The sequence below is a fragment of the Nitratireductor sp. GZWM139 genome (assembly GCF_030068685.1).
GTDB classification, from domain to species: Bacteria; Pseudomonadota; Alphaproteobacteria; order Rhizobiales; family Rhizobiaceae; genus Nitratireductor; species Nitratireductor aquimarinus.
In genome coordinates this window covers 226,880-249,861 of the sequence record NZ_JAMQML010000001.1, presented here as the reverse complement: position 1 = coordinate 249,861, position 22,982 = coordinate 226,880, and the positions used below count along the sequence as shown (strand labels likewise).

The 22,982-nt window shown below is 61.5% G+C and carries 21 protein-coding genes and 3 pseudogenes; 2 read left to right on the top strand and 22 right to left on the bottom strand.

The features are described 5' to 3' along the window. Positions 1-21: 21 nt before the first annotated feature. The 17 genes and pseudogenes from NDI72_RS01175 to NDI72_RS01095 form a co-directional block, all read right to left on the bottom strand. Positions 22-1,482, bottom strand: coding sequence for a sensor histidine kinase (locus NDI72_RS01175; protein ID WP_206545924.1), 1,461 nt, complete (start codon positions 1,480-1,482; stop codon positions 22-24). Next, positions 1,482-2,153 (bottom strand): response regulator transcription factor, encoded by a 672-nt coding sequence (locus NDI72_RS01170; protein WP_113154620.1) that lies wholly within the window; start codon positions 2,151-2,153, stop codon positions 1,482-1,484. Before NDI72_RS01170 ends, NDI72_RS01175 begins: the two co-directional genes overlap by 1 nt. Before the next feature lie 97 nt (positions 2,154-2,250). Then, a complete protein-coding gene (locus NDI72_RS01165) occupies positions 2,251-3,798 on the bottom strand; it encodes a Do family serine endopeptidase (RefSeq protein ID WP_206545923.1) in 1,548 nt (515 codons plus the stop codon). A 124-nt stretch (positions 3,799-3,922) separates the two neighbouring features. Further along, entirely contained in the window at positions 3,923-5,167 is a 1,245-nt protein-coding gene (locus NDI72_RS01160; RefSeq protein ID WP_283799323.1) for a bifunctional alpha/beta hydrolase/OsmC family protein, read from the bottom strand. 103 nt (positions 5,168-5,270) lie between these two features. Continuing rightward, on the bottom strand, positions 5,271-5,744 hold the full coding sequence (locus tag NDI72_RS01155) for a cytochrome c-type biogenesis protein (protein ID WP_283799452.1): 474 nt from the start codon (positions 5,742-5,744) through the stop codon (positions 5,271-5,273). Then, positions 5,744-7,732, bottom strand: coding sequence for a heme lyase CcmF/NrfE family subunit (locus tag NDI72_RS01150; protein WP_206547318.1), 1,989 nt, complete (start codon positions 7,730-7,732; stop codon positions 5,744-5,746). The genes NDI72_RS01155 and NDI72_RS01150 overlap by 1 nt, the downstream gene beginning before the upstream one ends. A 62-nt stretch (positions 7,733-7,794) precedes the next feature. Continuing rightward, entirely contained in the window at positions 7,795-8,229 is a 435-nt protein-coding gene (ccmE, locus tag NDI72_RS01145) for a cytochrome c maturation protein CcmE (protein WP_283799322.1), read from the bottom strand. A 7-nt stretch (positions 8,230-8,236) separates the two neighbouring features. Beyond that, positions 8,237-9,376 (bottom strand): c-type cytochrome biogenesis protein CcmI, encoded by a 1,140-nt coding sequence (gene ccmI / locus NDI72_RS01140; protein WP_206993688.1) that lies wholly within the window; start codon positions 9,374-9,376, stop codon positions 8,237-8,239. 169 nt (positions 9,377-9,545) lie between these two features. Continuing rightward, the gene (locus NDI72_RS01135; RefSeq protein WP_204360793.1) at positions 9,546-9,983 is read right to left on the bottom strand and encodes an RT0821/Lpp0805 family surface protein; all 438 of its coding nucleotides are present in this window, start codon (positions 9,981-9,983) and stop codon (positions 9,546-9,548) included. 98 nt (positions 9,984-10,081) lie between these two features. After that, positions 10,082-11,488, bottom strand: coding sequence for a sensor histidine kinase (locus NDI72_RS01130; protein WP_283799321.1), 1,407 nt, complete (start codon positions 11,486-11,488; stop codon positions 10,082-10,084). 9 nt (positions 11,489-11,497) lie between these two features. Next, positions 11,498-12,169, bottom strand: a complete 672-nt coding sequence (locus tag NDI72_RS01125) for a response regulator transcription factor (protein ID WP_206545916.1) — start codon at positions 12,167-12,169, stop codon at positions 11,498-11,500. A gap of 75 nt (positions 12,170-12,244) precedes the next feature. Further along, positions 12,245-12,511, bottom strand: a complete 267-nt coding sequence (locus tag NDI72_RS01120; RefSeq protein ID WP_113156228.1) for a hypothetical protein — start codon at positions 12,509-12,511, stop codon at positions 12,245-12,247. Between the two features lie 106 nt (positions 12,512-12,617). Further along, positions 12,618-12,824 carry a hypothetical protein gene (locus NDI72_RS01115; RefSeq protein ID WP_206547315.1) on the bottom strand — a complete coding sequence of 69 codons (207 nt, stop codon included), beginning with the start codon at positions 12,822-12,824 and terminating at the stop codon, positions 12,618-12,620. Between the two features lie 24 nt (positions 12,825-12,848). Beyond that, complete coding sequence (locus NDI72_RS01110; protein WP_283799320.1) at positions 12,849-13,127, bottom strand: hypothetical protein; 279 nt, start codon at positions 13,125-13,127, stop codon at positions 12,849-12,851. A 34-nt stretch (positions 13,128-13,161) separates the two neighbouring features. Continuing rightward, positions 13,162-14,106, bottom strand: a pseudogene (locus NDI72_RS01105) (IS630 family transposase). A gap of 91 nt (positions 14,107-14,197) precedes the next feature. Then, complete coding sequence (locus tag NDI72_RS01100; protein WP_283799319.1) at positions 14,198-14,503, bottom strand: DUF6107 family protein; 306 nt, start codon at positions 14,501-14,503, stop codon at positions 14,198-14,200. Beyond that, a pseudogene (locus NDI72_RS01095) lies at positions 14,395-15,042 on the bottom strand (IS110 family transposase); the annotation flags it as partial. The gene NDI72_RS01100 and the pseudogene NDI72_RS01095, both read right to left, overlap by 109 nt. A 277-nt stretch (positions 15,043-15,319) precedes the next feature. On the opposite strand from NDI72_RS01095, the pseudogene NDI72_RS01090 reads away from it, so the two are divergent. Further along, a pseudogene (locus NDI72_RS01090) lies at positions 15,320-15,625 on the top strand (integrase core domain-containing protein); the annotation flags it as partial. A gap of 524 nt (positions 15,626-16,149) precedes the next feature. Here the strand turns inward: NDI72_RS01090 and NDI72_RS01085 are convergent. The 5 genes from NDI72_RS01085 to NDI72_RS01065 all read right to left on the bottom strand — a co-directional run bounded on the left by NDI72_RS01085 (position 16,150) and on the right by NDI72_RS01065 (position 20,428). Next, a complete protein-coding gene (locus tag NDI72_RS01085; RefSeq protein ID WP_162742257.1) occupies positions 16,150-16,431 on the bottom strand; it encodes a hypothetical protein in 282 nt (93 codons plus the stop codon). A 365-nt stretch (positions 16,432-16,796) separates the two neighbouring features. Next, positions 16,797-17,483, bottom strand: a complete 687-nt coding sequence (locus tag NDI72_RS01080; RefSeq protein ID WP_283799318.1) for a hypothetical protein — start codon at positions 17,481-17,483, stop codon at positions 16,797-16,799. Between the two features lie 37 nt (positions 17,484-17,520). Then, complete coding sequence (locus NDI72_RS01075; RefSeq protein WP_206547298.1) at positions 17,521-18,690, bottom strand: phage portal protein; 1,170 nt, start codon at positions 18,688-18,690, stop codon at positions 17,521-17,523. Positions 18,691-18,723: 33 nt separating this feature from the next. After that, on the bottom strand, positions 18,724-19,971 hold the full coding sequence (locus NDI72_RS01070) for a DNA-packaging protein (RefSeq protein WP_502888362.1): 1,248 nt from the start codon (positions 19,969-19,971) through the stop codon (positions 18,724-18,726). Further along, entirely contained in the window at positions 19,955-20,428 is a 474-nt protein-coding gene (locus NDI72_RS01065; RefSeq protein WP_283799317.1) for a hypothetical protein, read from the bottom strand. The genes NDI72_RS01070 and NDI72_RS01065 overlap by 17 nt, the downstream gene beginning before the upstream one ends. 344 nt (positions 20,429-20,772) lie before the next feature. Between NDI72_RS01065 and NDI72_RS01060 the strand changes: the two genes are divergently transcribed. Beyond that, positions 20,773-22,920, top strand: coding sequence for a transglycosylase domain-containing protein (locus NDI72_RS01060; RefSeq protein ID WP_113154606.1), 2,148 nt, complete (start codon positions 20,773-20,775; stop codon positions 22,918-22,920). Positions 22,921-22,982: the final 62 nt, after the last annotated feature.

Genomic DNA, 22,982 nt, shown 5'->3' with positions numbered 1-22,982 from the left:
CATTCTTGCTTGTCCGCCCCGTCAGGCAGAGGCGTCACGCTTCTTGAAAATCGCTTCCGATTTCCGTTTCGGCGGCTCCGCGGGAAACACCATCGTGACGGCGAGACCGGGCGCATTGTCGGCAAATTCGAGGCGACCACCATGGAATGTCATCACCGCCTTGGCAAGGCTGAGACCGAGGCCGGAACCCGGCTGGGTACGGCTTTCCTCAAGCCGCACGAAACGCTCCGTCACGCGCTGCCGGTCCGCCTCGGATACGCCGGGGCCATTGTCGCGAACCGTCAAGCGGATTTCGTCGCCGACCTTGTCCAGAGAGACCTTCACTGCCGGGCTTTCGCCGGAACCGGCGGAATATTTGATGGCATTGTCGACGATGTTCGACAGCGCCTGTCCGATCAGCTCGCGGTTGCCTGGCATTTCGAGCGCACCGTTGATCTGCGCTTCAAGCGCAACGCCCTGCTCCTCGGCCAGCGGCTCATAGAGCTCGACCACATCGGCGAGGATCGCGCGCAGATCGATGGTCCCGGTCGCCTCGGCTGAATAGCCGGCCTCAAGGCGCGAGATCATCAGGATTGCATTGAAGGTGCGGATGAGCTGGTCGGATTCAGCAATCGTGCGCTCAAGCGCGGCGCGGTAATCCGCTGTCTCCGGCTTGCCGGCGAGTGCCGCTTCCGCGCGGTTGCGCAGTCTCGTCAGGGGCGTCTTCAGATCATGCGCGATGTTGTCGGAGACCTGGCGCAACCCTTCATTCAGGGCTGAGATGCGGTCGAGCATCTTGTTCAGATTGTCGGAGAGACGGTCGAACTCGTCGCCTGCGCTGGAGACCGGCAGCCGGTGCGACAGATCTCCACCCATGATGCTGCGACTTGCCTCAGACACGCGGTCGATGCGTTTCAGGGCGCGACGGCCGACGAAATACCAGATCAGCAACGCGCCGACACTCATGATTGCAAGCGTCACCACAAGGGCGCGCTGCATCACACTGCGGAATTTCTCGGGCTCTCCCAGGTCACGCCCGACCATGACGATGACCTGATTGGGCAGGCGAAAGACAACGGCCACCGCCTTGTGTTTGGCTTCACTCCCGTTCGGGTCCAGACGCACCTCGCCTTCACCGAAACGGCTGTAGGTGAACGGGCGCTCTGTCCAGCCCATCACATCCAGAACGCCCGGCTGGAGGCTTTCGACATTGCCTGAGAGAATGCGGCCATTGGCGTCTGCGAGCAGATAGAGATTTGCGCCCGGCTGGCGCGCGCGCGACTCAATCACGCGAACAAGGAGCGGCAGCCCACCCCGCCGATAAGAGCGATCAAGGCCGCGCACTTCTTCATTGATGGCATCGCGCGTCTGCCCGACCAGCATGCGGGCGGACAGAGACGTCATGTAGATGACGAGGAAAGAGGCACAGACGGCAAACAGGATGAGATAGAGCGCAGAGAGGCGCGCTGCCGTCGTGTTGAGGATGGAAAGGATGCGCGCCATCAGTCCTTCAGCATGTAGCCGGCGCCGCGCACCGTATGAAGGAGCGGCTTGTCAAAGCCCTTCTCGATCTTGCCGCGCAGGCGCGAGATATGCACGTCGATGACGTTGGTCTGCGGGTCAAAATGATAATCCCAGACATTTTCGAGCAGCATGGTGCGCGTCACCACCTGGCCGGCATGGCGCATCATGTATTCGAGAAGACGGAACTCGCGCGGCTGGAGCACAATCTCCTGCCCCGCGCGGCGCACCGTATGCGACAGGCGGTCGAGTTCCAGATCGCCGACCTGGTAGGAGGTCTCGACATCTTTCGCGCCAGCGCGACGGCGCAGCACTTCGATGCGGGCGAGCAGTTCGGAGAAGGCATAGGGTTTGGTGAGGTAATCATCGCCACCGGCGCGCAGACCCGTCACACGGTCGTCCACCTCGCCAAGTGCCGAAAGGATGAGCGCCGGGGTATCATTGCCGCCTTCACGCAGTTCCGTGATGATCGACAGGCCGTCACGGCGCGGCAGCATCCGGTCGACGACGAAAACATCGTAGCTGCCGGTATCGGCCATGGAAAAACCGGTATCGCCATCGCGGGCGATGTCTGCCGTGTGTCCGGCTTCGGTAAAAGCGTTCTTCAGATAGTCCGCCGCTTCACGGTCGTCTTCGATAACAAGAATCTTCATACGCCCGTTATACCCCGTTTGCCGATCCAGCGAATTCAGAGAAGACAAACTCCCCCGCAAAGATTGCGGGGGAGATGTGAGGTCTTGTGTGAGGTGATCAGCCCTGGCCGGTTGGCAGGGCAACGAAACGGCTTGCGTCGTCACGCTGGATCTGGATCAGGACGGCCTTGCGACCGGCTTCAACGGCAGCCGCAACGGCTTCCTCGACATCCTTGCCTGACTTCACCGCCTGAGAGTTGACAGTGCGGATGATGTCGCCGGCGCGAATGCCGCGATCATCGGCGGGGCTGCCGGGCTCGACATCCGTGACAACGAGACCGTCACCATCTTCAGCCGGGGTAACCTTGAGGCCGAACTGCGCGTTCACCGCATCCGGCTGCGCGCCACCGCTTGCCGATGCCATTGTTTTGACGCCAGGCATTTCGGCAAGCGTCACCGTGAGGTTCTCGGTCTTGCCGTCGCGCCACACGGTCACCGCCACGTCATTGCCCGGGGCGTAGCCGGCGACAAGCCGTGCAAGCTCCTTGGGCGACGAGACCGGCTTGTCCTCAACGGCGATGATGATGTCGCCAGAGCGGATGCCAGCCTTGGCGGCAGGCTCACCAGCCTGCGCGTCGGCAATCAGCGCACCCTTTTCCTCGTCGAGGCCAACCGATTCAGCGATATCCTTGGTCACGGGCTGAATCTGGACACCGAGCCAGCCGCGCTCCACGGTACCGTCGTCGATCAGGTCTTTGACCACCTGTTTGGCGATGGACGCGGGAATAGCGAAGGCAATGCCCACATTGCCGCCCGAAGGCGAGAAGATTGCCGTGTTCACGCCAACGACTTCACCCGTCAGGTTGAAAGCCGGACCACCGGAGTTGCCGCGATTCACGGCAGCGTCGATCTGGATGAAGTCATCGTAAGGACCTGCGCCGATGTCACGACCACGCGCCGATACGATGCCCGCCGTCACGGTGCCGCCGAGACCGAACGGATTACCAACGGCCACGACCCAGTCGCCAACACGCACCTGCGCATCATCGGCGAAGTCGACATAGGTGAACTCGCGCTCTTCATCGACCTTCAGCACGGCAAGATCGGTGCGCGGGTCGGTGCCGACCAGCTTGGCGTCGATCTCGGTGCCGTCATCCATCACAACGGTGAAGCTGCTGCCACCTTCCACCACGTGGTTATTGGTCACCAGATAACCGTCTTCGGAGATGAAGAAGCCGGAACCCTGAGAGACCGGACGTGCACGCTGGCGACGGTCGGGACGGCGGTCCTTCTCATAGCCGCGCTCACCACGCTCGCCGCGGAACTCGCGGAAGAAGCGCTCAAGCGGATGCCCTTCCGGCAGTCCCTCGAAGCCCGGCATGTCAAAGAACGAGCCGCCACGGTCCGATGTGGTCTGGATTTCAGCCTTCACGCGCACGCTCACGACAGCGGGAGAAACCTCTTCCACGATGTCGGCAAAGCTCGGAGCCTGAACCGGCTGCTCGAGGCGAACGGCCTCAGCCATCACCGGCGCGGTTCCGCTCGTCACGACACCAAGGCCAACCGCACCTGCAATCGCAACAGACGCAATCGTGGCCATCAACCGGCCGCGACCCTTGCCGATAACGCTCTTGTTTGTCGCGTTGTTGTCAGCATTCTGATGCATGGAATGATATCCTCTTGAAAACATTTCATTTCGGCGCGCCTCGCCGTCTTCGAAGACAGAGATAGTGACCCAAACATTACAGCGCCATTTCCAGCCGATGAATTTTTGGTAATGTTCGCTGCACCTACTCAGTCATGCTTTCACCCTCGCGGACACGCGTATGCACGTGTGCGACGCTCTCCAGGGTCCGGTGAACCGGGCATTTCCCGGCAATCTCTATCAGCTTGTCGCGCAGCTCTTCCGAAATGTCTCCCTCCACATCGATGACCCGTTCAAACCGGTCTATCTTCCCCTGCTCCTTCAGCGCTTCGGAACAGTCAGCGCAATCTTTGGAGTGAATCTTCGCATGCGAGACGTCCACATTGATCCGGCCGAGTGAGAGTTTCTTGCGGTCTGCATACATGCGCAGCGTCATGGTCGTGCAGGCGCCAAGCGCGATGGAGAGGAAGTCGTAGGGCGACGGTCCGCTGTCCATTCCGCCATAGCTTTCCGGCTCATCGGCAAACAGCCGATGGCGACCCGCCTGCACTGCGTTCTGAAATTTCCCCTGCCCCGTCTCCATGACACGGACATGCTCGATGGGCGCCTCGCCCTGCGGCTCATCGCCGGAGATGTAGCGCGAAAGCCAGCCGGTCATGACACTTGCGGCAAACGCGGCATCCTCTTGCCCGGTCAGAAGATGATCGCCGCTGTCCAGCGATACGAAGCTCTTGGGGTGTTTGGCGGCGAGGAAGATCTGCGTGGCGTTCTCGATGCCGACGATCTCATCCAGCGGCGCATGCATGACCAGAAGCGGCTTGTGCATCGCAGCCACGGCATCAAGCAGGGCATGCGAGCGCACATCCTCGACAAACTGATGCTGAACGCGGAACGGGCGGCCGCCGAGGGTGACATCGACCTCGCCTTCCGCTTCGATGCTCTCCGGCGATGCCCCGAGATGCCTGAGAACATGCGCCGTGTCGGAAGGTGCGCCAATGGTGACGACCGCCTTGACGGAAGGAAGACGCGCCGCAATCGAAAGCACGGCAGCACCGCCAAGCGAATGCCCGATCAGGACGCCCGGCGCTTCATAATGCTCTTTCAGGAATTCGCCAGCGCTTAGAAGGTCACCGAGATTGGTCGAGAAGTTTGTGGAGGCAAATTCGCCCTCGCTCGATCCGAGCCCGGTAAAATCGAACCGCAGGACGGCAATGCCACTGCGCGCCAGATCGGCTGCAATCCGGCGCGCCGCCAGCAAATCCTTGGAGCAGGTAAAACAGTGGGCAAACAGCGCATAGGCGCGAACCGGGCCGTTGGGCAGATCGAGACGCGCGGCCAGTTCAGCCCCTGAATGGCCGGGGAAAGCGAGCTTGAGTGTTTTCGCGGTCATGCGCCTACCTTTTGCGTGTGCCTCAATGGATCGTTTCAGGCCGAAGCCAGAGGCTCAAGCTATGATGAAACGCCCGCAACGCAATGCTTGACGTAGCGAAAACTCAATCACGCTCGTTCAAGATTCGGTCAAGCCGCTCTTTCTCCTCGGCGCTCAGCGCCTGTTGACCCGCGCTGGCCCCGCGACGGCGGGCATTCGCATAAATGATCGCACCGCCGATCAGCAGCAGGAGAATCGGTGCGCCCCAAAGGAGCGCATTGCGATAGCTGAAGCGCGGTTTGAGAAGAACGAACTCGCCATACCGGTCGACCACATAGTCGAGCACTTCCTCATTGCTGTCGCCCGCCTGAAGACGATCACGAACCAGAACGCGCAGATCACGCGCCAGTTCGGCATCGGAATCGTCAATCGACTGATTCTGACAGACCATGCACCGCAGTTCGGTCGACAGATCGCGGGCGCGCGCTTCCAGTGCCGGATCTTCCAGCACCTCGTCGGGTTGCACGGCCGCCACCGGCTGCAGCGACAGGAAGAGTGCGGCCGCAGACACAGCCAGAAGGCTGACTGGCTTGCGCATCATGCCTGTCCGCCCTGTGCCAGAGCGGCTTTCTTGCGGGGCATGGGTGCTCCGATCCGCAGCCTGCGATCAAGCAGCGACACCGTGCCGCCAATCATCATCACGAGCGCGCCAAGCCAGATGAGCGTCACCATCGGCTTCCACCAGATCCGCACGACAATCTTGCCGTTGGGCGTCTGGTCGCCAAGCGAAACATAGAGCTGGCTCACGCCGAGCGTGCGGATGCCCGCCTCCGTGGTCGGCATCTGACGCGCCGTGTAGAAGCGTTTCGACGAAACGATTTCGCCAAGCTGCCTGCCGGTCACGCGCGTCAGGACGAAGCGCGCCTGATCCTCGGTGTAGTTCGGCCCGGTGAAGGGCCTGAAACTGTCGAAGCGCAGATTGTAGCCATGAATTTCCACGACCTCGCCCGGCTCCATGGCGACGATCCGTTCCGTCTCCAGCGTGGTTACCGCCACGATGCCGATGGTGGTGAGCCCAAGCCCCGCATGGGCAAGCGCTGTGCCGAACACAGAACGCGGCAGCCCCTTGAAGCGACTGAAGGCAACCGAAGGCGCAACCTTGCCGAGACCGGACTTGATAACGAGGTCCGTCATTGCCCCCAGCACAAGCCACGCGCCAAGGCCGATGCCCAGCGCAGCCAGAACCGAAGTGCGATCCACCAGAACCAGCGCCAGAAGCGCAACCGCCAGCGCCCCGCCGAAGGCCCAGATGAGCCGCTGCGAGACCGCCCAGAGATCACCGCGCTTCCACGCAAGCAGCGGGCCGAAGGGCACGATTGCAAGCAGAGGAAGGATGAGCGGCCCGAATGTCAGGTTGAAGAAGGGCGCGCCGACCGAAATCTTGTCACCCGTCACCGCCTCCACCAGAAGCGGATAGAGCGTGCCGATCAGCACCGTGGCCGTCGCCGTGGTCAGGATCAGATTGTTGAGAACGAGCGCCCCTTCGCGCGACACGGGCTGAAAGAGCCCGCCCGACGTCAGCGTCGCCGCCCGCCATGCAAAGAGCGCCAGCGATCCGCCGATGAACAGGACAAGGATGCCCAGAATGAACACGCCGCGCGCAGGGTCCGTCGCGAAGGCGTGGACGGACGTCAGCACGCCGGAGCGCACGAGGAACGTACCCAGAAGCGAAAGCGAGAAGGTCAGGATCGCCAGCAGCACGGTCCAGATCTTGAGCGCGGAGCGCTTCTCCATCACCAGCGCGGAATGCAATAGCGCGGTGCCGCCCAGCCAGGGCAGAAGCGAAGCGTTTTCCACCGGATCCCAGAACCAGAAGCCGCCCCAGCCCAGCTCGTAATAGGCCCAGTAGGAGCCCATGGCGATGCCGCCCGTCAGGAAGGTCCAGGCGGCCAGCGTCCAGGGACGCACCCAGCGCGCCCAGGCCGCATCGAGCCGGCCTTCGATCAGCGCCGCAATGGCGAAGGAAAACGCAATCGAGAAGCCCACATAGCCGAGATAGAGAAGCGGCGGATGGATGGCGAGCCCGATGTCCTGAAGGATGGGGTTGAGGTCACGGCCTTCAATCGGCGCCGGATCAAGCCGCGCAAACGGATTCGACGTCGCCAGAATGAAAATGATGAATGCGCAGCTGATCGCCCCCTGCACGCCAAGAACATTGGCCCGCAGCGAAAGAGGCAGGTTGCGGCCGAAGAATGCCACCAGCGCACCGAAGAACACGAGGATCAGAACCCATAACAGCATGGAGCCTTCATGGTTGCCCCAGGTGCCGGTGATCTTGAACAGCATCGGCTTGGCCGAATGCGAGTTCTCCCACACATTCAGCACCGAGAAATCCGACTGGATATAGGCCGAGGTCAGCGCCATGAAGGACAACGCGACCAGCATGAAGCTGGTGATCGCCGCAGGCTCCGCGACCCGCATCAGCGTTTCGTTCCTGAGCTGCGCGCCAATGATCGGCACCGACATCTGGACAAGCGCCAAAGCAAAGGCCAGGACAAGGGCGAAATGACCGAGTTCGATGCTCATTATCCGGTACGCTCCAATCAAGCCGTCTGCGGAGAAACTTCAGTGTAAAGGATCAGCCGCGTTCAATCTTCTTTCCAGACGCCCTTTTCCTTCAGGCTGTCTGCAACTTCCCGCGGCATGTAGTTCTCATCGTGCTTGGCAAGTACCGTATCAGCAATGAAGTTGCGGTTCTGATCGAAGGCGCCTTCGGTCACAACCCCCTGCTCTTCGCGGAAGAGGTCCGGAAGAATGCCGGAATACTGCACCGCCACGGATTCGGTTCCATCCGTGACCGCAAAACGCACATATGTGTCGTCGCCGCGCTGAATGGAGCCCTTCTCCACAAGACCGCCCAGACGTATGCGCTGACCCGCCGCAACCGGCCGTTCTTCAAGGTCGCCCGGCATATAGAAATACGACGTCTGCTCGCCCAGCGCATAGAGTGTGAGCCCTGTCGCGAGCCCCAGAAAACCGATTGCGCCTGCGATGACGGCCAGTCTTTTCTGTTTCCGTGTCACGTCACACCTACTCGCTTTTGATGCCGAGACTATCGGCGAAGGCTTTCAATTCCTGGCTCTCGGGCGCATCGGCCCCAAGGGCTGCCACAGCTCGCTCCAGGGCGGCCTTTGCGTCGTCCGGACGCTTCAGCACGATGTATGAACGAATGAGACGCTGCCATCCATCCATGTCATCCGGGTTTTCCTGCAGCTTGGCGTCGAGGCTCGCAACCATGCCTTCGATCATGTCCTGACGATCAGCCTGGGAGAGTTCGGCTGCCGCAGCCACATCCTCATCGCTTGGACCCGTTGGCGCGGTTTCTGCGCCTGCCACCGATGTGTCACCCGAGCTCAGCAGTGCCTGCCGCGCCGCCACGCGCCACGGCGATTCTCCCGGCAGGTCAGCCAGCATCTCACGCCACATCGCCTGGGCATCTATGGTTTCGCCATCCTGCGCCAGCGCCAGCCCAAGGAAGAAACGCGCCCTCGGCTCCTTCGGGTCAAGCGCAATGGCGGCATTGAAGGCCTCTTCGGCTTCCGCCGTCACCATGCCCTGTGCGCCACCGACAATCGCTTCGCCCAGCGCAGACTGCATCTCAGCACTGTCGCCGGATATGCGCATGATATTGCGCAACGCGGTCTGTGCATCGCCGAAGCGGCCGATCCGCATATAGACCGGAGCCAGAACCTGCCAGCCGCGCGCATCGTCGGGGTTTTCGGCCAGATGGGCTTCCGCCCGCGCCACCAGCTCATCAATCGGGGCATTGGCCGGCTCTTCGGTTGCACGCGCATGAAAGGGCTGCGCCGGCATGTTGGGCGAGCCGGTAAACACGTAGAGCCCCCAACTGACGAGCGGCACGGCCAGAACCGCAATCGCAGCCGTCAGCTGCGTCACGCGTCGACTGGCGTTTCGCTTGCCGGCCTGGCTGTCGGCCGCTTCGGATGCCTTGAGGATGCGCCGGCCGATTTCGGCACGCGCCTGCTCGGCCTCCTGCGGTCCGATGAGACCGCGCTCGGCATCGCGCTCGACTTCATCGAGCTGGTCTCGGTAGACCTCGATATCATGAGCGGGGGCATCGTCTGCCTGCCCGTTGCGCACGGCAAAGGGCCGCAATACGGCGAAAGCGGCGACGAAGGTCAAAAAGGCTGCAAGGATCCAGAACAACATGAGCCCTAAATAGCGGTCGGCAAACCCGCTGCCAACTCGATACGCCTGCGGCCATTTGGCAAGTCACGGTTGCGCTGTGCAAACATCTCGCACAAACGCCTAAAATGCCAGACGTTCAGAAACCGGCACAACCGGTCAGTCAGGCCATTTGCGCTTTCTTGTCAATGTGTTAGCCGAGCAACATCCAGCTGCCATCCTCGTTGCGGCAAGCAGTTCCGCGCGCCTCGCGCGGCCCGCCATTGACCTGAATGACATGGGTATACTGCCGGCAGTCCTGCGAACCGACGCGGTAAGGCTGCGCCGGGCGCACTGTTCCCGCCCGTCCGGACGAGGCATCCTGCCACGAGACATCCTGACCGGCAGGCGTATTTTCCAGCGCCTTGTACTCGGCCTCGATGGCAAGCCGCTTCTGCCGTCGCGACAGGGCGTCACCAAGTTCACCGCCGACGAGCCCGCCGCCCTCCATGCCAAGAATGGCAGAGCTGTCCGCAGGCGTCTGCGTCGCCGCGAACTGATTGGGCTCAAGCTGCGAGCCGGACATGTTGCTGCTGAGGCAGCCCGACAAAACTGCGGAGAACGCTACAGCGAAGATTGGCGCGAGTTTCATTGATCTCGATGATCCCCTGAGACACACTCATCGTTTACGAGCCCCTGATTAGGGCATCGATTTGGCCTAATTTGGACGATCTTCCTTAACAAGCAATTCTATGCTTCGGCCCGTGGCAGCGTAACGACAGCTTTCAGCCCACCAAGAACAGACCGCTCCAGCGCAAGCGTGCCCCCGTATTCTTCCACCAGGTCGGCAACAATCGCAAGGCCCAGCCCTGTTCCCGGCTTGGTTTCATCGAGCCGGCGACCGCGTTTTACTGCGTCGCGCGCCTGCTCTTCGGGAATTCCAGGCCCGTCATCTTCAATCACGATGCGCAGGCCCCGCCCCTCGCCCGGCTCGCCCCCTTCTTCAAGGGTCAGCGCGACCTGGCCTGCGGCCCACTTCATCGCATTTTCCATCAGATTGCCGTTGATCTCCTCCAGGTCCTCCCGCTCTCCGGCAAAGACCAGCACCTCGTCGGGCAGTTCCACCTGCAGATCGATGGACGGATTGAGCTTGCTCATCACCCGCGCCATCCGCTCCAGAGAAACCTGCACCGGTGTCCGAAACACAAGGCTGTCGCGCTGTGCTGCAGCACGCGCACGCTGGAGATAGTGGTCAAGCTGCTGTTGCAGCGCCTTGGCCTGCGCGGTGATCAGCTTGCCGCGCTCGCCGCCCACCGCATCGCCTTCATTCATAAGCACGGCAAGCGGCGTCTTCAGCGAATGCGCCAGATTGCCCACCTGTTTGCGTGAACGTTCGACAATGCGTCTGTTGTTGTCGATCAGCGCATTGGTCTCATCCGCAAGCGCCTCGATCTCTGTGGGGAATGGCCCGGCCAGCCGCTGCGCCGTTCCCGCCCTGATGTCGGAAAGCGCCTGCTGCACGCGGTTCAACGGGCGCAGACCGTAAAGAATGGCGAAGACATTGATCGCCACCATGCCAATGCCGAAAAGCGCGAGATAGCCATAGAGCGTGCGAATGAAGCGGCTGATTTCGTCTTCCAGCTCGCTGCGGTTTCCCATCACGCGAAAGCGCGCAACCTGCCCCTGATCGCCCACCACCAGCTCGGCCTCAACCACCTGGATCGTGTCGCCACCGGGACCGGTCGCCTTGTAATTGCGTTGAAAGCCCGCATTGAACGGCACCCTGGACGCGTCTGGCGAAGGGATCGGCGTCGCCATGGACGGCGAGCGCAGTGCCCGCCCCAGATCATCCGTCACCGGCTCAACCGCCCAGTACCAGCCTGACTGAGGCTGCAGAAAGCGTAGATCATCGAGGTTCGGATTGCCCTGCAACCCGCCATCCTCGGCCACGCCGACAGAACCGATCACATTGTTCAGATAGGCTGACAGAACGCTGTCAAACCCCCGTTCCGAGACCTGTCGGAACAGCGCCGAGATGATGGTGGCGATCACCACCAGCGCTATGATTGCCCAGAAAGAGGAAAACGCGATCACCCGCACCGCAAGCGAGCGGGACAGGATGCGCCTCAGATAGGATTGCTTGTTATGGTCAGCCATCGGGGCGGCCTAACCGGCCCCCGGCTCGCGCAGACGATATCCCATACCACGCACGGTTTCGATCAGATCCACATCGCCAAGCTTCTTGCGCAACCGTCCGACAAACACTTCGATCGTATTGGAATCCCTGTCGAAATCCTGGTCGTACAGGTGCTCGACCAGTTCCGTGCGCGAAACCACCGTATCCTTGTGGTGCATGAGATAGGCCAGCAGCCGGTACTCATGCGACGTCAGCTTCAGCGGAACGCCCCCCACATCCGCCTTCGAGGCTTTCGTATCAAGGCGGACCGGACCACAGCGCAGTTCAGACGATGCGTGCCCCGCCGCGCGCCGGATCAGTGCGCGCAGCCGCGCGAGGACTTCCTCAATGTGAAATGGCTTGGTGACATAATCGTCAGCGCCCGCGTCGATACCGGCAACCTTGTCGCTCCAGCGGTCACGCGCCGTCAGGATCAGGACCGGCATCTTGCGCTCGTCCTGACGCCAGCGCTCCAGAACGCTGATGCCGTCCATCTGCGGCAATCCGATATCAAGAACCACCGCATCGTAGGGCTCGGTGTCTCCGAGGAAATGCCCTTCCTCGCCATCGAACGCCTTGTCGACCACATAGCCGGCATCGGTCAGTGCTTCGCAGATCTGCCGGTTGAGGTCCTTGTCGTCTTCGACAACCAGAATGCGCATCAGCCCCTCGACTTGTCCTGTTTCACGTCATTCAAAGGCCACGCACGGGCAAACGCCTCGCCCGGGCGCGCGGCATCAATTGGCCGGCACCACGAACTCGGCGCGTTTCGGGCGTTCCCCGTTACCACCGGGAATGACCACGACCACCCTGCAGACGGTCTTTCCACCCTGGTCTTCGGCTGTTGCCTGAACCAGTTGCCCGCCATTCTGGGCCGCAACCCGTGAACCGACGGAGTAGCAATCGACGCCCGACTGGGCGGCGGCTGCGGATGGCCAGATCAGCACCGGTAAAAGCGCCAGAGCGACCAGCAAGAAGGGTTTATTTGCACGATGCCAGAACATGCATCCGGTGTAGCCCATACAGCCTGAATAGGAAATGAACGGCTGTGTTATTTTACGGGGCGCTGGGTTTGCGAAGGCGGGTCATTGCCCGCCTTCGCAACTCTTTCTAGGCAATCGTGCTGCGGGCATGAACCCTGCCGAAAATGGCGACCAGCCCAGAAATGGCAGTGATGGCCTGCAACAGCCCTTCAGACACGGCCGAACTGTCGATCTCGCCGACCGGATAGCCGAGCATACTCGCCGCCGTCGCCGCAATCGTGACCACAGACGCCCAGATGGTGCGCGAGAGGTACCATGGTTTGCTTCTGATCATCGTCTTCCTTCCCTTGTTGAATGGTCAAACGGTCACTGCAATGCTGGCCGGGTTTCCCGGTCCGGCCTGAGCGCTGATCTGGCGCACGGTGAAATGGATCGGCCCCGCAGCACCCGGAAAATCGGCAGCCCTCTGCGCCGCCTCATAAACCCACTCGGCTGCCGCTGAGGAAACACTGCGCACCACCGCGTCGTGACCAAGATCGACCCGCCCGAACAGGCTTGCGTAGCCCGAAAAGGTTCCGTCCGCCTGCATCGTTTCGATGTCGAGCCCGGCATATTTGTGCTCGTCGGGTATCGGCACGCTCTTTGCGTGCATGGTCTAGAGAAGATTTGACTTAATCCGGGTCATATCCGGCTGCCTTGAAATAGTGTTGGCATTCCTCGGCTGTGAAGGCGGGTAGGCAGTCTGCAACGACGGACCCGTCGTAGACGGTTCTGGCGGCGACCTTTCTAAGCAGTGCCTTGAGCTTGGAGAAGGCCATTTCTATCGGATTGAAGTCGGGCGAGTAGGGCGGCCGGAACAGGAGCCGCGCTCCGACCTTCTCCATGGCCTCGCGCGCATCGCTGACCTTGTGGGCCGGCAAATTGTCCATGACCGCGACATCGCCGGAGCGAAGCTCTGGCGCGAGAACCTGCTCAGCATAGGCCAGGAAGGCTGCACCGTTCATCGGACCGCCGAGCAGCACCGGCGCCGCTATGCCGGACAGTCGCAGGCCGGCGGTGAAGGTGGTCGTCTTTCAATGGCCATGGGGAACGGCCGCTCGGCATCGCTCGACGCAAGGCGCGCGCCCTCGCAGTCTGGCCATCTTGGTGGATGCCGCGGTCTCATCGATGATGATCAGCTTCTCGGGATTGAGATCAAGCTGACTATCGAACCAGACTATGCGGCGGCGAAGAATGTCCGCGCGCTGCTGCTCTGAGGCATGCGCCGTCTTTTTTATACGTGAAACCGCGCCGGTCGAGAAACAGCCACGCCGTCGAGGTTGCAGCCTCTACGCCGCGTTCGGCCGCAAGGCGCTCCCCAGATCTCAGCAAAGGTGATGTCCGGCACCTCCTCATGAGACCCAGAATAAAGGCCTCATGCGCATCGAGCTTCGAATGAGACCGCTGGCCCTGCTTGCGCGCCTCGGTCTCGCCGGTCTCGCGATAGCGACGCCCCCCCCCCGCCCCGCCGTCGAGATTCCGATGCGGAAGCGCCGTGCCGCCTCCCGAGTCGAAACCCTGTCCTCGATCGGCGCAATCACCTGACCGCGAAGGTGGCCGCTCAGGCTTCTCGTCATCTTCACCTCCTCCCAAACCACCCACAGCAGTGAACCCGACAAGGCTGTCCGCGTGAATTCCCAAATCGACTCTGCGTTCATCGAAGATTCTCTAGCGTCCTTTCTGTTCGCGAAGACGATCATGCCCCTCCTGCGGCAGCACCCCGACCGGGCGCGCATGGAGATAACGCAGCGCCAGACCGATGGCGCTCCACGCGCAAAGGCTTGCCACCGCCTCGCCCATCAGCATGGTTTCCGTCGCTTCCAGCCGCTCCGTCAGTTCCAGGATCTCGGCGAGTTTCAAGCCTGTCACCCCGCCGAAAACCATCCCGCACACCACGCCAGCCGCAAAGCGGATCGCCGCATCGCGCCGGTGGCTCGGCAGGATATAAGCAAGCGAAATCGCGGAGCCGGCCACAGCGCCAGCCCCTTAAGGCCAAGATAGGCTACCAGCTTCTGCGGATCACTGAACCGCCGGATGTCGCCGATCGCAGCGGCAACGCTCGCGGCCACAGTGACGTCGATGCCAGGTTACGTCATCAGGCGGCGAATTGTCGGATCGTTGATCTGACCTATCAGGCCGAGGTGGCGCTCGATTGCCGCGCGCTCGTCCGCAGGCAGCGTTTGCTTGGCAAGCCATTTGCGTCCGCTGATTCCGACCAGATTGCCATGCGGACAGAGTGGGATCAGGTGGGCGTGTAGGATTGACTGGATCAGGTTCTTCAGCCGGGACCGTTGCCGCACCAGCTGTGTCCGTCGCGTGACTTGTCTACGCAGAGCGAGTGTCTCCGGCTCAGGGACCCAGACCTCCGGCAGGAAGCCCGAGGCATAGAGCTTGGCCAGGACCGTTGCGTCGATCGTGTCGGTCTTCACCTTCGCGTGGGCGATCATGTGCACATGCTTCGGATTGGCGATCACGACGCGACCGACGTAGGGCGACAGCACTTCCGCAACGGCACGGCCTCGGCGGCCACGCGGTGTATATCCATGCCGATGATACGCATGGTTCCCTCCATCGTTGGTCACCAACAGGGAGCCGGGGGGCAACACGACAAATACGGATCCGCGCTAGCAGCGCATCCGGGCGAGTCGTAGGGGCGGCCAGATAACGTGCTCGAACTATCAGTTCATCTGCATACGACGGCCTGCCCGCACTTGCGTGCTCCCGGTGCCCCGTGGCCCGGATACGCCAAGTCTAACCGACTTAGCGACTAAGCCAACGCTGGCACCGAAAGGCAACATGCCGGAAAACGCGTTCATTGAATCGTTCAATGGCAGGCTCAGGGACGAGATGCTCAACGAGACCTTGTTCCCGAGCCTCTTCTAAGCCCGCATTACCCTTCGAGAATGGCGGACCGACTAGAATGGGAATCGCCCACACTTGAGGCTGGCCTGGCTCACCCTGGCCAAATACGCCACCACCTTCACCCACCGACGGGATCTGGCGCTGCGCTCAATGGCCAGCTCCACCCCAGCTCCCGTCTTCCACCCGGCTCAGCACGGCCAAAACACACCCCGGAGTCTAAGTCACGCTGGATAAAAAGATGGGGGCAACGTCAGTCGCTGCCTCAATCGGTGTCCGGAACGGGTGTGTGCGGCTGCTCCTTGAGGTCACCCCTCATCCTATACCTCTAGTAGAATTTTGAAAGGATTTTCGCGTCAACTTTAGTGCGGAAATTCTCCCGGAGGCTTGCCATGATGCGAACGCCTCGCCGGTATGCTGGTTGCGGTAGATCACACCATCTCCACTTTTGGCATTGCGCTCAAATCTGTACCCGTTTCGAAAGAGCTCTTTCAGCAACCACCTGCGTCCCCAGAGAGGATTAAAATGGGGAACCGCCCCACGGGTGAGCTCCTGAAATCGATCACGCGCCTGTCGAGTAACAGCTTCGAAACGAAGTATTTCACCGTGTATGGTGGACGTAGCGCATGTCGATCCGCGCCGCCCACCCGGCTCCACAGCGCCTCCCGATCATCGCCGGAAAGTTCCATTGCGAGTTTCATCCCTTCAGCCAGGCGGCAAAAACCTCGGGAACTTCCATCACTCACCTCGTCATCGCCAATCTACCCGGCACGCAGTGCCTCAAGGAGCTCCCGATAAAAAAGCTCCGCATACCCTTTGCGAAGGTAGCAATCAGAGCCCGTTTCTGACCAGATTTTCACCAAATCCTCATCGTTCAGCCCGTCCGCCAGCAACCGTTCGATAAAACCGGATGCAATTTCCTTTTCTTGCGCGGTCAAGGACCGAGCGAGATAGGCTGGCAACTCGTCATCAGATCGAACGACAAGCTCCACATCGGCATGCATATGGCGCGCCATGCGAGTAAAAGCGTCTGGAACAGACACTGTCTTTCTCCCGGCCTTGTTCTGCGGTCCCCGCAAGGGAGGCAATCAAGGCATTGCCCTACGTGTGCCGGAGAAAATACCGCACGAGGCACAAAACCATAGAACTAACGATGAATAAAATTAACAACGAGGCAAAGAACCATGACAAGGCCAATAAAAATAAATTCCCCCACTCTATAAAATCCGATTTCGACACCAAATCAAAAATAAAAATAAAACCAGCCCCAAATCTACAATCAAAACCTTCGTATGAAGCAAAATATGAAGCTTGAGGATTATGATCTAGGGCTATATAAACAATATAAATAGATATAAAAACAGATATAATAAGGGAAAATATTAAAATTTTCCCAAAAGAAATATTCCTACAAATCCCACCACGGTTCTTCTTCATAGATTTTCTGAACACGAGCCCCATAACCTGAAACCTGCTCTGCTGACAGATTGTTGTACAGCGTTGCTACCTTTGCAACCGTAGGCTCTTTCACCCGCTCTGATATACGCTTCAGCAAAGTCACTCCGGCTCGAATATTGGTCGCCGGAACCTGTAGATCTTCCCGACTCCAGCCAAAGCCCAACCAATATGACACATGGACATTCATCGGCAAAACCGTCTTGGGCCGAGGGTGCAGCCGATCATAGTACCCATGCGTGGTCTTCATGTAGACGATGGCCATCACCAATCGATGATCGACATCTTGTGCCGACGCCTCCTTCAGAATGTCCACGGCATGCTCAAACACCTCGTTCATCTCATGGAGTTCGTAGATTGGTTTGCTGCCGTTTGCTTCTGAGTTCGCCTCAACCTCAAAGACTGCGGGCGTATCCTTGATTATACTTCTTTTCCTGTCTGCCGATCTTTGCAGGACAGGTGCTTCATCCTGCCCCATAGCGCCGGAACCAGTGCCCCCGCCTCCATCCGTCCACCGCCCGCCACCAGGATTTCCCGCCGGCACGCGCGGCTGAAGGTGCCATCTGGGATTGTATTTCAGTGCCATCTCCAGCCGCGCGGCGGCGGCCAGCAGGCGGAACCAAGCGGCCTCCCCGCGCATCCGGCGGCAAGCACCCCCGCATCCACCATGAAGCGCCTCACTCGCCGCGCGGGCCATAGCCCACGGCCCGGCGTTTTTCCTCGTCGCTCAGGAAGTCGGCAGCGCCCACCCGGCTCCACAGCGCCTCGCGCTCGGCGGCCAGTCCCTCAATGCCGTCCGCGTCGTACCAGAGCCGCACCCCAGCGCCGAACACCGGCTGGAGCCAGGCGGAGAACTCCTTCGCCACCCGCCCCACAAGCGGCAGCACGGTCAGACGGTAAAAGGCCCGGTTCGCCTCCTGATAATTGGCATAGGTGTTGTCCCCGGGAATGCCAAGCAGCATGGGCGGCACGCCGAGCGCCAGCGCGATGTCGCGGGCAGCCCCATTCTTCGCCGCCATGAAGTCCATGTCGCGCGGCGAAAGGCTCATCGCCTTCCAGTCGAGCCCGCCTTCCAGAAGCAGCGGCCGCCCGGCGCGCGCAGCGCCCGCATAACCCTGTTCCAGTTCCACCTTCAGCCGGTCGAACTGGTCGTCGGAAAGGTTCCCGCCCTCTTTCGGTGCATAGACCAGCGCTCCCGAAGGCCGCGCAGAGTTGTCGAGTAGCGCCTTGTTCCAGCGCGCCGCCTGATTGTGCGTGTCGAGCGCCATCAGCGCCGCGCCCAGCGGCGCGAAACCATAATGATCGTCGAGCGGATGAAAGAGGGTGAGTTGCAGCGCTGCCCCCGCCTCCAGCGGCACACGCTCGCGCGCCTTGCCCTCGCGGTAGTCCAGCGCCACCGGCCAGCCACCCGCATCCGCCACCACCGACACGCGGTCCGGCCGCAATAGATGCAGTTCGCGCGTGCCCGTGCCCGTTTCCAGCATGCGCAGATAGGCATTGCCCGACAGAAGCAGATGCCCGTAAAGCGCCTCCATGAAGCCGCTGCCGGCCTGGCGCTGGTTGGGCCGCGCCATCAACTCCAGCACCGGATGCGCGTCATGCTCCCGCGCACCTTCATAAAGCAGCCACGGGATCGCCGCCGCCGCCTCCGCGACAAGCCGCACGGCGCGATGCGCAATCGGGTTGGCCATAAACCCCTCGCGCGACATCGCAGCATAGTCGCGCCGCGAAAACCGCGCCTCCGCCTCCCGGTGCAGCGCGACGAAACCGCCGGCATGCATCTGTTTGGTTTCAACCGGCGCGTCAGCACCTCCCGGACGCCTTGCCCAGGGCCAATACCAAGCCATGTGATTTTCCCGATCTGTGTTTCTTTGTCTGCCTCAGCCGAGCGCGCGCACACGCGGCTCCCGCCGGTTCGAAAGCATCAGTTCACTCAGCGCCCAGACCAGCGCATCCACCCGGTCCGGTGAGTGCCCGCCCGAGAGACCATCGAGGCCGAAATCGCACATCTCGTCCTCAAGTGCCGGAAAGCGTTCCGCATGGCGCACCCTTCCCTGTTCATAAAGTGCCGCCACCGGCTCCGCCCGCAGCCACTTGCCGCGTGTTGCCCGCACCGCCTTCACCGGCACGCTCGCGTCAACCGTGGCGATCACCGTCGCCACCATCTCGCCGCCCTGGTTCACCTCCGCCACCAGACAGTCGGCACCGAGCCGGCGATAAAGCGCTACCGCGCGCGCCGCCCATTCCTGTGGCTTTGCGCCCTTCACCGTCTCATCGCACAGCACCACGCCATGGCCCGCCGCATCGAGCCCCGCCGCCACCAGCCCGCAGGCGTCCGAGCGACGGCCCGAAGCAGCCGGCGGATCGACCGCCACCACAATGCGCCTCAAGTCTCCCGCCTGTTCGGCGCAACCCGCCGCCTCCAGCATTGCCCGTGTCCACAAAGCGTCAGGCCGGTCCTCGATCAGCTCGCCGTCAAGCTCCTGCCGCCCCAGCCGCGTGCCCGCATAGCGCTGGCGGATCGCCCGGATGAAGCCCGGCGCCAGATTGTCCCGGTTTTCGTCCGTACGCATCCGCGTCACCGTCACATGCGGATCGTCCATCAGCCGGCGGATCAGCGGGATCGGTCGCGGTGTCGTTGTCAAAAGCTGCCTTGGCCGCTCGCCAAGCCGCAGTCCGAACTGCAGCATGTCGAACGTCGCATCCGCCAGCCGCCATTTGGCCAGTTCATCGCACCAGGCGGCATCGAATTGCGGTCCGCGCAGACTGTCTGGATCCTCTGCCGAGAACAGATGCGCCACCGCGCCATTCTCCCACACGATGCGCCTGCGGCTTGCCTCGAAACGCGGGCGCGCACCGCGCGACACGGCAAGCACACCCGACGGCCCCTCCACCATCACCTCGCGCGCATCTGTCAGCGTCTCACCGATCAACGCCAGCCGCCCATAACGCCGGCCGCCGGAAAAGGGCGGCAGACCGCGCACCAGCGCGTTGACCCATTCAGCCCCCAGCCGGGTCTTGCCCGCGCCGCGTCCGCCCATCACCAGCCAGCTGTCGAAAATCGCGCCAAGCGGATATTGCGCAAGCCGCGCCCAGCCCAGCCATTCCCGCTCAATCGCCAGCGCCAACCGCTTTTGAAGGTTCGCCCGCGCCCAGCCCTCCCGCCAGTTCTTCGGCAAGGCTGCGAATGCGTTCGTCGATGCGTTCGAGTGCGGCGGCCATGTCTTCATCGCTTGGAGCCTGCTCTGCATCCGCATCCTGCTCACCGGCAGCGTTTTCACGCATCTTCTCAACAATCTTGAGCATCGAGCCCAGCGCATCGATCCGCGCCTTGTCATAGGCGTCATCGCGCACACCGCGCTCAATCGTCCGCTCGAGCTCCGTGAAGATCAGCCCCGTCAGAACCTCTGCCCGGTTCCCGCAGGCGCGGGGCTGGACGCCATCCCGCGTCTTCCACCCTTCCGTCTGCGCGCGCTTGCGCAACAGCCTCTCCGAGCGGCCACTGGCCAGCGCCAAGAGCTCAAACGAGGCCGGCGCGCCCTCACAAAGCGCGCGCAGGGCCATCAGATCGGCCGAAACCGTCATGCCCAAGAGACCCTCATGAGATCGCCATCCATTTTCGGAAACAAAAAAGGCGCGCCTTCGCCCGAAGACCCGCCCCGATGCCGCAACTTTGCGACCATGCCTGAAACCTATCAGCGGGCCGTTACGGTGTCAAGAATTTTTTCCTATATTTTGACATAGCCTGCCCCGGCGTTAGCCATCATGCCGGATTTCACTTGCAGAAAACGTTGAAATTCGGCGAAATTTACACAAATTCGCGCTAGGGTGGATATCATAAATGCGTCACACTGCAGGACCATTCTCGGCACATAATCCAATGGCGCGGATGTGATCGGGTTGGCCGCAAATGGCCGGACGGAGGTTGGGTGAATAAGCCGCGCGAAAAACGGCAGACGAAGGCTCCCCGGGCGACCAGACTTCTGGCGCTCGATGCATGGATCGATTCAACGCTCTACGAGGCGGGGTTCAAGCTCGCCGAAATCTGGGAAAGCATAACAATCTTCTCCCGTCGCTTTCGCGTTTACGGTTTCAAACGCGCAACGGTGGAACTGTTTAGCGAAGGCGTCACCCTCGCCGCCGTCGGCTCTGTCGTCATGCTGGGGCTCGCCTTGCCGGCCTTCGAGGAGACCGCCGGAGACTGGCGCGCCCAGGACGATTACGCCGTCACCTTTCTGGACCGCTACGGCAACGAAATCGGACAGCGCGGCATCATCCAGCTCGATTCCGTGCCTGTCGACGAAATGCCCGATCACGTCATCAAGGCCATTCTCGCCACCGAGGATCGCCGCTTCTTCGAGCATTTCGGCATCGACTTCCTGGGGCTTGCCCGCGCCTTCACCGAAAATGTCCGCGCCAATTCCGTCGTTCAGGGCGGCTCCACGCTCACACAGCAGCTTGCCAAGAACCTGTTTCTGACCAATGAGCGCACGCTGGAACGCAAGGTCAAGGAAGCTTTCCTGTCCGTCTGGCTGGAGATGAACCTCTCCAAGTCGGAAATCCTGCAATACTATCTCGACCGCTCCTATCTCGGAGGCGGCACATTCGGCATTTCAGCAGCGGCTGATTTCTATTTCGACAAACAGGTCAAGGATATGAGCCTCGCCGAGGCCGCCATGATTGCCGGCCTCTTCAAGGCTCCGGCCCGCTACGCACCACATGTCAACCTGCCGGCTGCCCGTGCGCGCGCCAATGAAGTGCTCACCAATATGGTGCAGGCCGGTTTCATGAGCGAAGGGCAGGTCCTGTCGGCCCGTTTGCAGCCGGCCACTGCCGTCGACCGCGATGGCGCGGAAGCCCCCGATTACTTCCTCGACTGGGCGTTCGAGGAGGTCAAACGTGTTATTCCCAATGGCACAACCCATTCGCTCGTCGCCCGCACCACGCTTGACCCGGATCTGCAGAAGGCGGCCGAGGAATCGCTGGAATTCCATCTGCGCCAGTACGGCAAGGATTACGATGTCTCCGAAGGCGCCATCACGCTCATGGACACGAACGGAGCCGTGCGCGCCATCGTCGGCGGACGCGACTATGGCGCAAGCCAGTTCAACCGCGCCACCAAGGCTGAGCGCCAGACCGGCTCGTCCTTCAAGCCCTATGTTTACGCCGTCGCGATGGAAAACGGGTTCGAGCCCGATTCCCTCATTTCAGACGGCCCCATCTCATGGGGCAGCTGGTCACCCCGCAATTACGGGCGCAGCTATGCCGGCCGCGTCACCCTTACGCGCGCCCTCATCAAATCCTACAACACGGTGCCGGTTCGCCTGGCGCGCGATCATCTGGGCATCGACCCGATCATCGCGCTGATCAAGTCATTTGGCATCGAATCCCCGCTCAACGGTCACAAGACCATGGTGCTCGGCACCTCCGGCATGACCACGCTCGATCAGGCCACCGGCTATTCCGTTTTCGCCAATGGCGGCTACGCCGACACCCGGTTTGGCATCTCGCAATTATCGACCCATTCGGCCCGGCTGCTCTACGACCATGGCCGCGATGCCTCACCGCCGCGCCGGGTTCTGTCCGAAAAGGCAGCGGCGTCCATGAACCAGATGCTCATCCTTGTGCCCGAACAGGGCACGGGTCGCCGCGCCGCGCTTCCCATGACGCGCTCAGCCGGCAAGACGGGCACCACCCAGTCCTATCGGGATGGCTGGTATGTGGGCTATACGGGCAATTATGTCGCCGCAGTCTGGCTCGGCAATGACGATTTCCACCCCACGCGCCGCATGACTGGCGGCTCCCTGCCCGCCATGGTCTGGCAGCGCATGATGGCCTTCGCCCACCAGAATGTGGAGATCAAGTCGCTGCCCGGCATCGAAGGCCCCATGCGTATCGAAACAGGCGAAGAGCTGGTCGCCAGCGAAGGCGCGGAGGGCGCCAGCCGCAAGCGCGAAGACCTGCCGCTCGCTCTTTCATCGCGCACATCCCGTTTCCTCAGGGAGCTGGCCGGGGACTTCAAAAAAGCTCCGAGCCTCAAAAATCAAAGCGCTCTTGAAACAGTCACCGCCCTGTAATGCCCGGCCCGGCACACTTCAAACCTCTTGAACCTGCGGTTGAAATCAGGCTATCCGGGGCC

Coding starts and splice junctions, on each gene's coding strand:
- NDI72_RS01175 (WP_206545924.1), bottom strand. CDS start 1,482: ATGGCGCGCATCCTTTCCATCCTCAACACGACGGCAGCGCGCCTCTCT.
- NDI72_RS01170 (WP_113154620.1), bottom strand. CDS start 2,153: ATGAAGATTCTTGTTATCGAAGACGACCGTGAAGCGGCGGACTATCTG.
- NDI72_RS01165 (WP_206545923.1), bottom strand. CDS start 3,798: ATGCATCAGAATGCTGACAACAACGCGACAAACAAGAGCGTTATCGGC.
- NDI72_RS01160 (WP_283799323.1), bottom strand. CDS start 5,167: ATGACCGCGAAAACACTCAAGCTCGCTTTCCCCGGCCATTCAGGGGCT.
- NDI72_RS01155 (WP_283799452.1), bottom strand. CDS start 5,744: ATGCGCAAGCCAGTCAGCCTTCTGGCTGTGTCTGCGGCCGCACTCTTC.
- NDI72_RS01150 (WP_206547318.1), bottom strand. CDS start 7,732: ATGAGCATCGAACTCGGTCATTTCGCCCTTGTCCTGGCCTTTGCTTTG.
- ccmI (WP_206993688.1), bottom strand. CDS start 9,376: ATGTTGTTCTGGATCCTTGCAGCCTTTTTGACCTTCGTCGCCGCTTTC.
- NDI72_RS01135 (WP_204360793.1), bottom strand. CDS start 9,983: ATGAAACTCGCGCCAATCTTCGCTGTAGCGTTCTCCGCAGTTTTGTCG.
- NDI72_RS01130 (WP_283799321.1), bottom strand. CDS start 11,488: ATGGCTGACCATAACAAGCAATCCTATCTGAGGCGCATCCTGTCCCGC.
- NDI72_RS01125 (WP_206545916.1), bottom strand. CDS start 12,169: ATGCGCATTCTGGTTGTCGAAGACGACAAGGACCTCAACCGGCAGATC.
- NDI72_RS01120 (WP_113156228.1), bottom strand. CDS start 12,511: ATGTTCTGGCATCGTGCAAATAAACCCTTCTTGCTGGTCGCTCTGGCG.
- NDI72_RS01115 (WP_206547315.1), bottom strand. CDS start 12,824: ATGATCAGAAGCAAACCATGGTACCTCTCGCGCACCATCTGGGCGTCT.
- NDI72_RS01080 (WP_283799318.1), bottom strand. CDS start 17,483: ATGCGCGGGGAGGCCGCTTGGTTCCGCCTGCTGGCCGCCGCCGCGCGG.
- NDI72_RS01075 (WP_206547298.1), bottom strand. CDS start 18,690: ATGGCTTGGTATTGGCCCTGGGCAAGGCGTCCGGGAGGTGCTGACGCG.
- NDI72_RS01065 (WP_283799317.1), bottom strand. CDS start 20,428: ATGACGGTTTCGGCCGATCTGATGGCCCTGCGCGCGCTTTGTGAGGGC.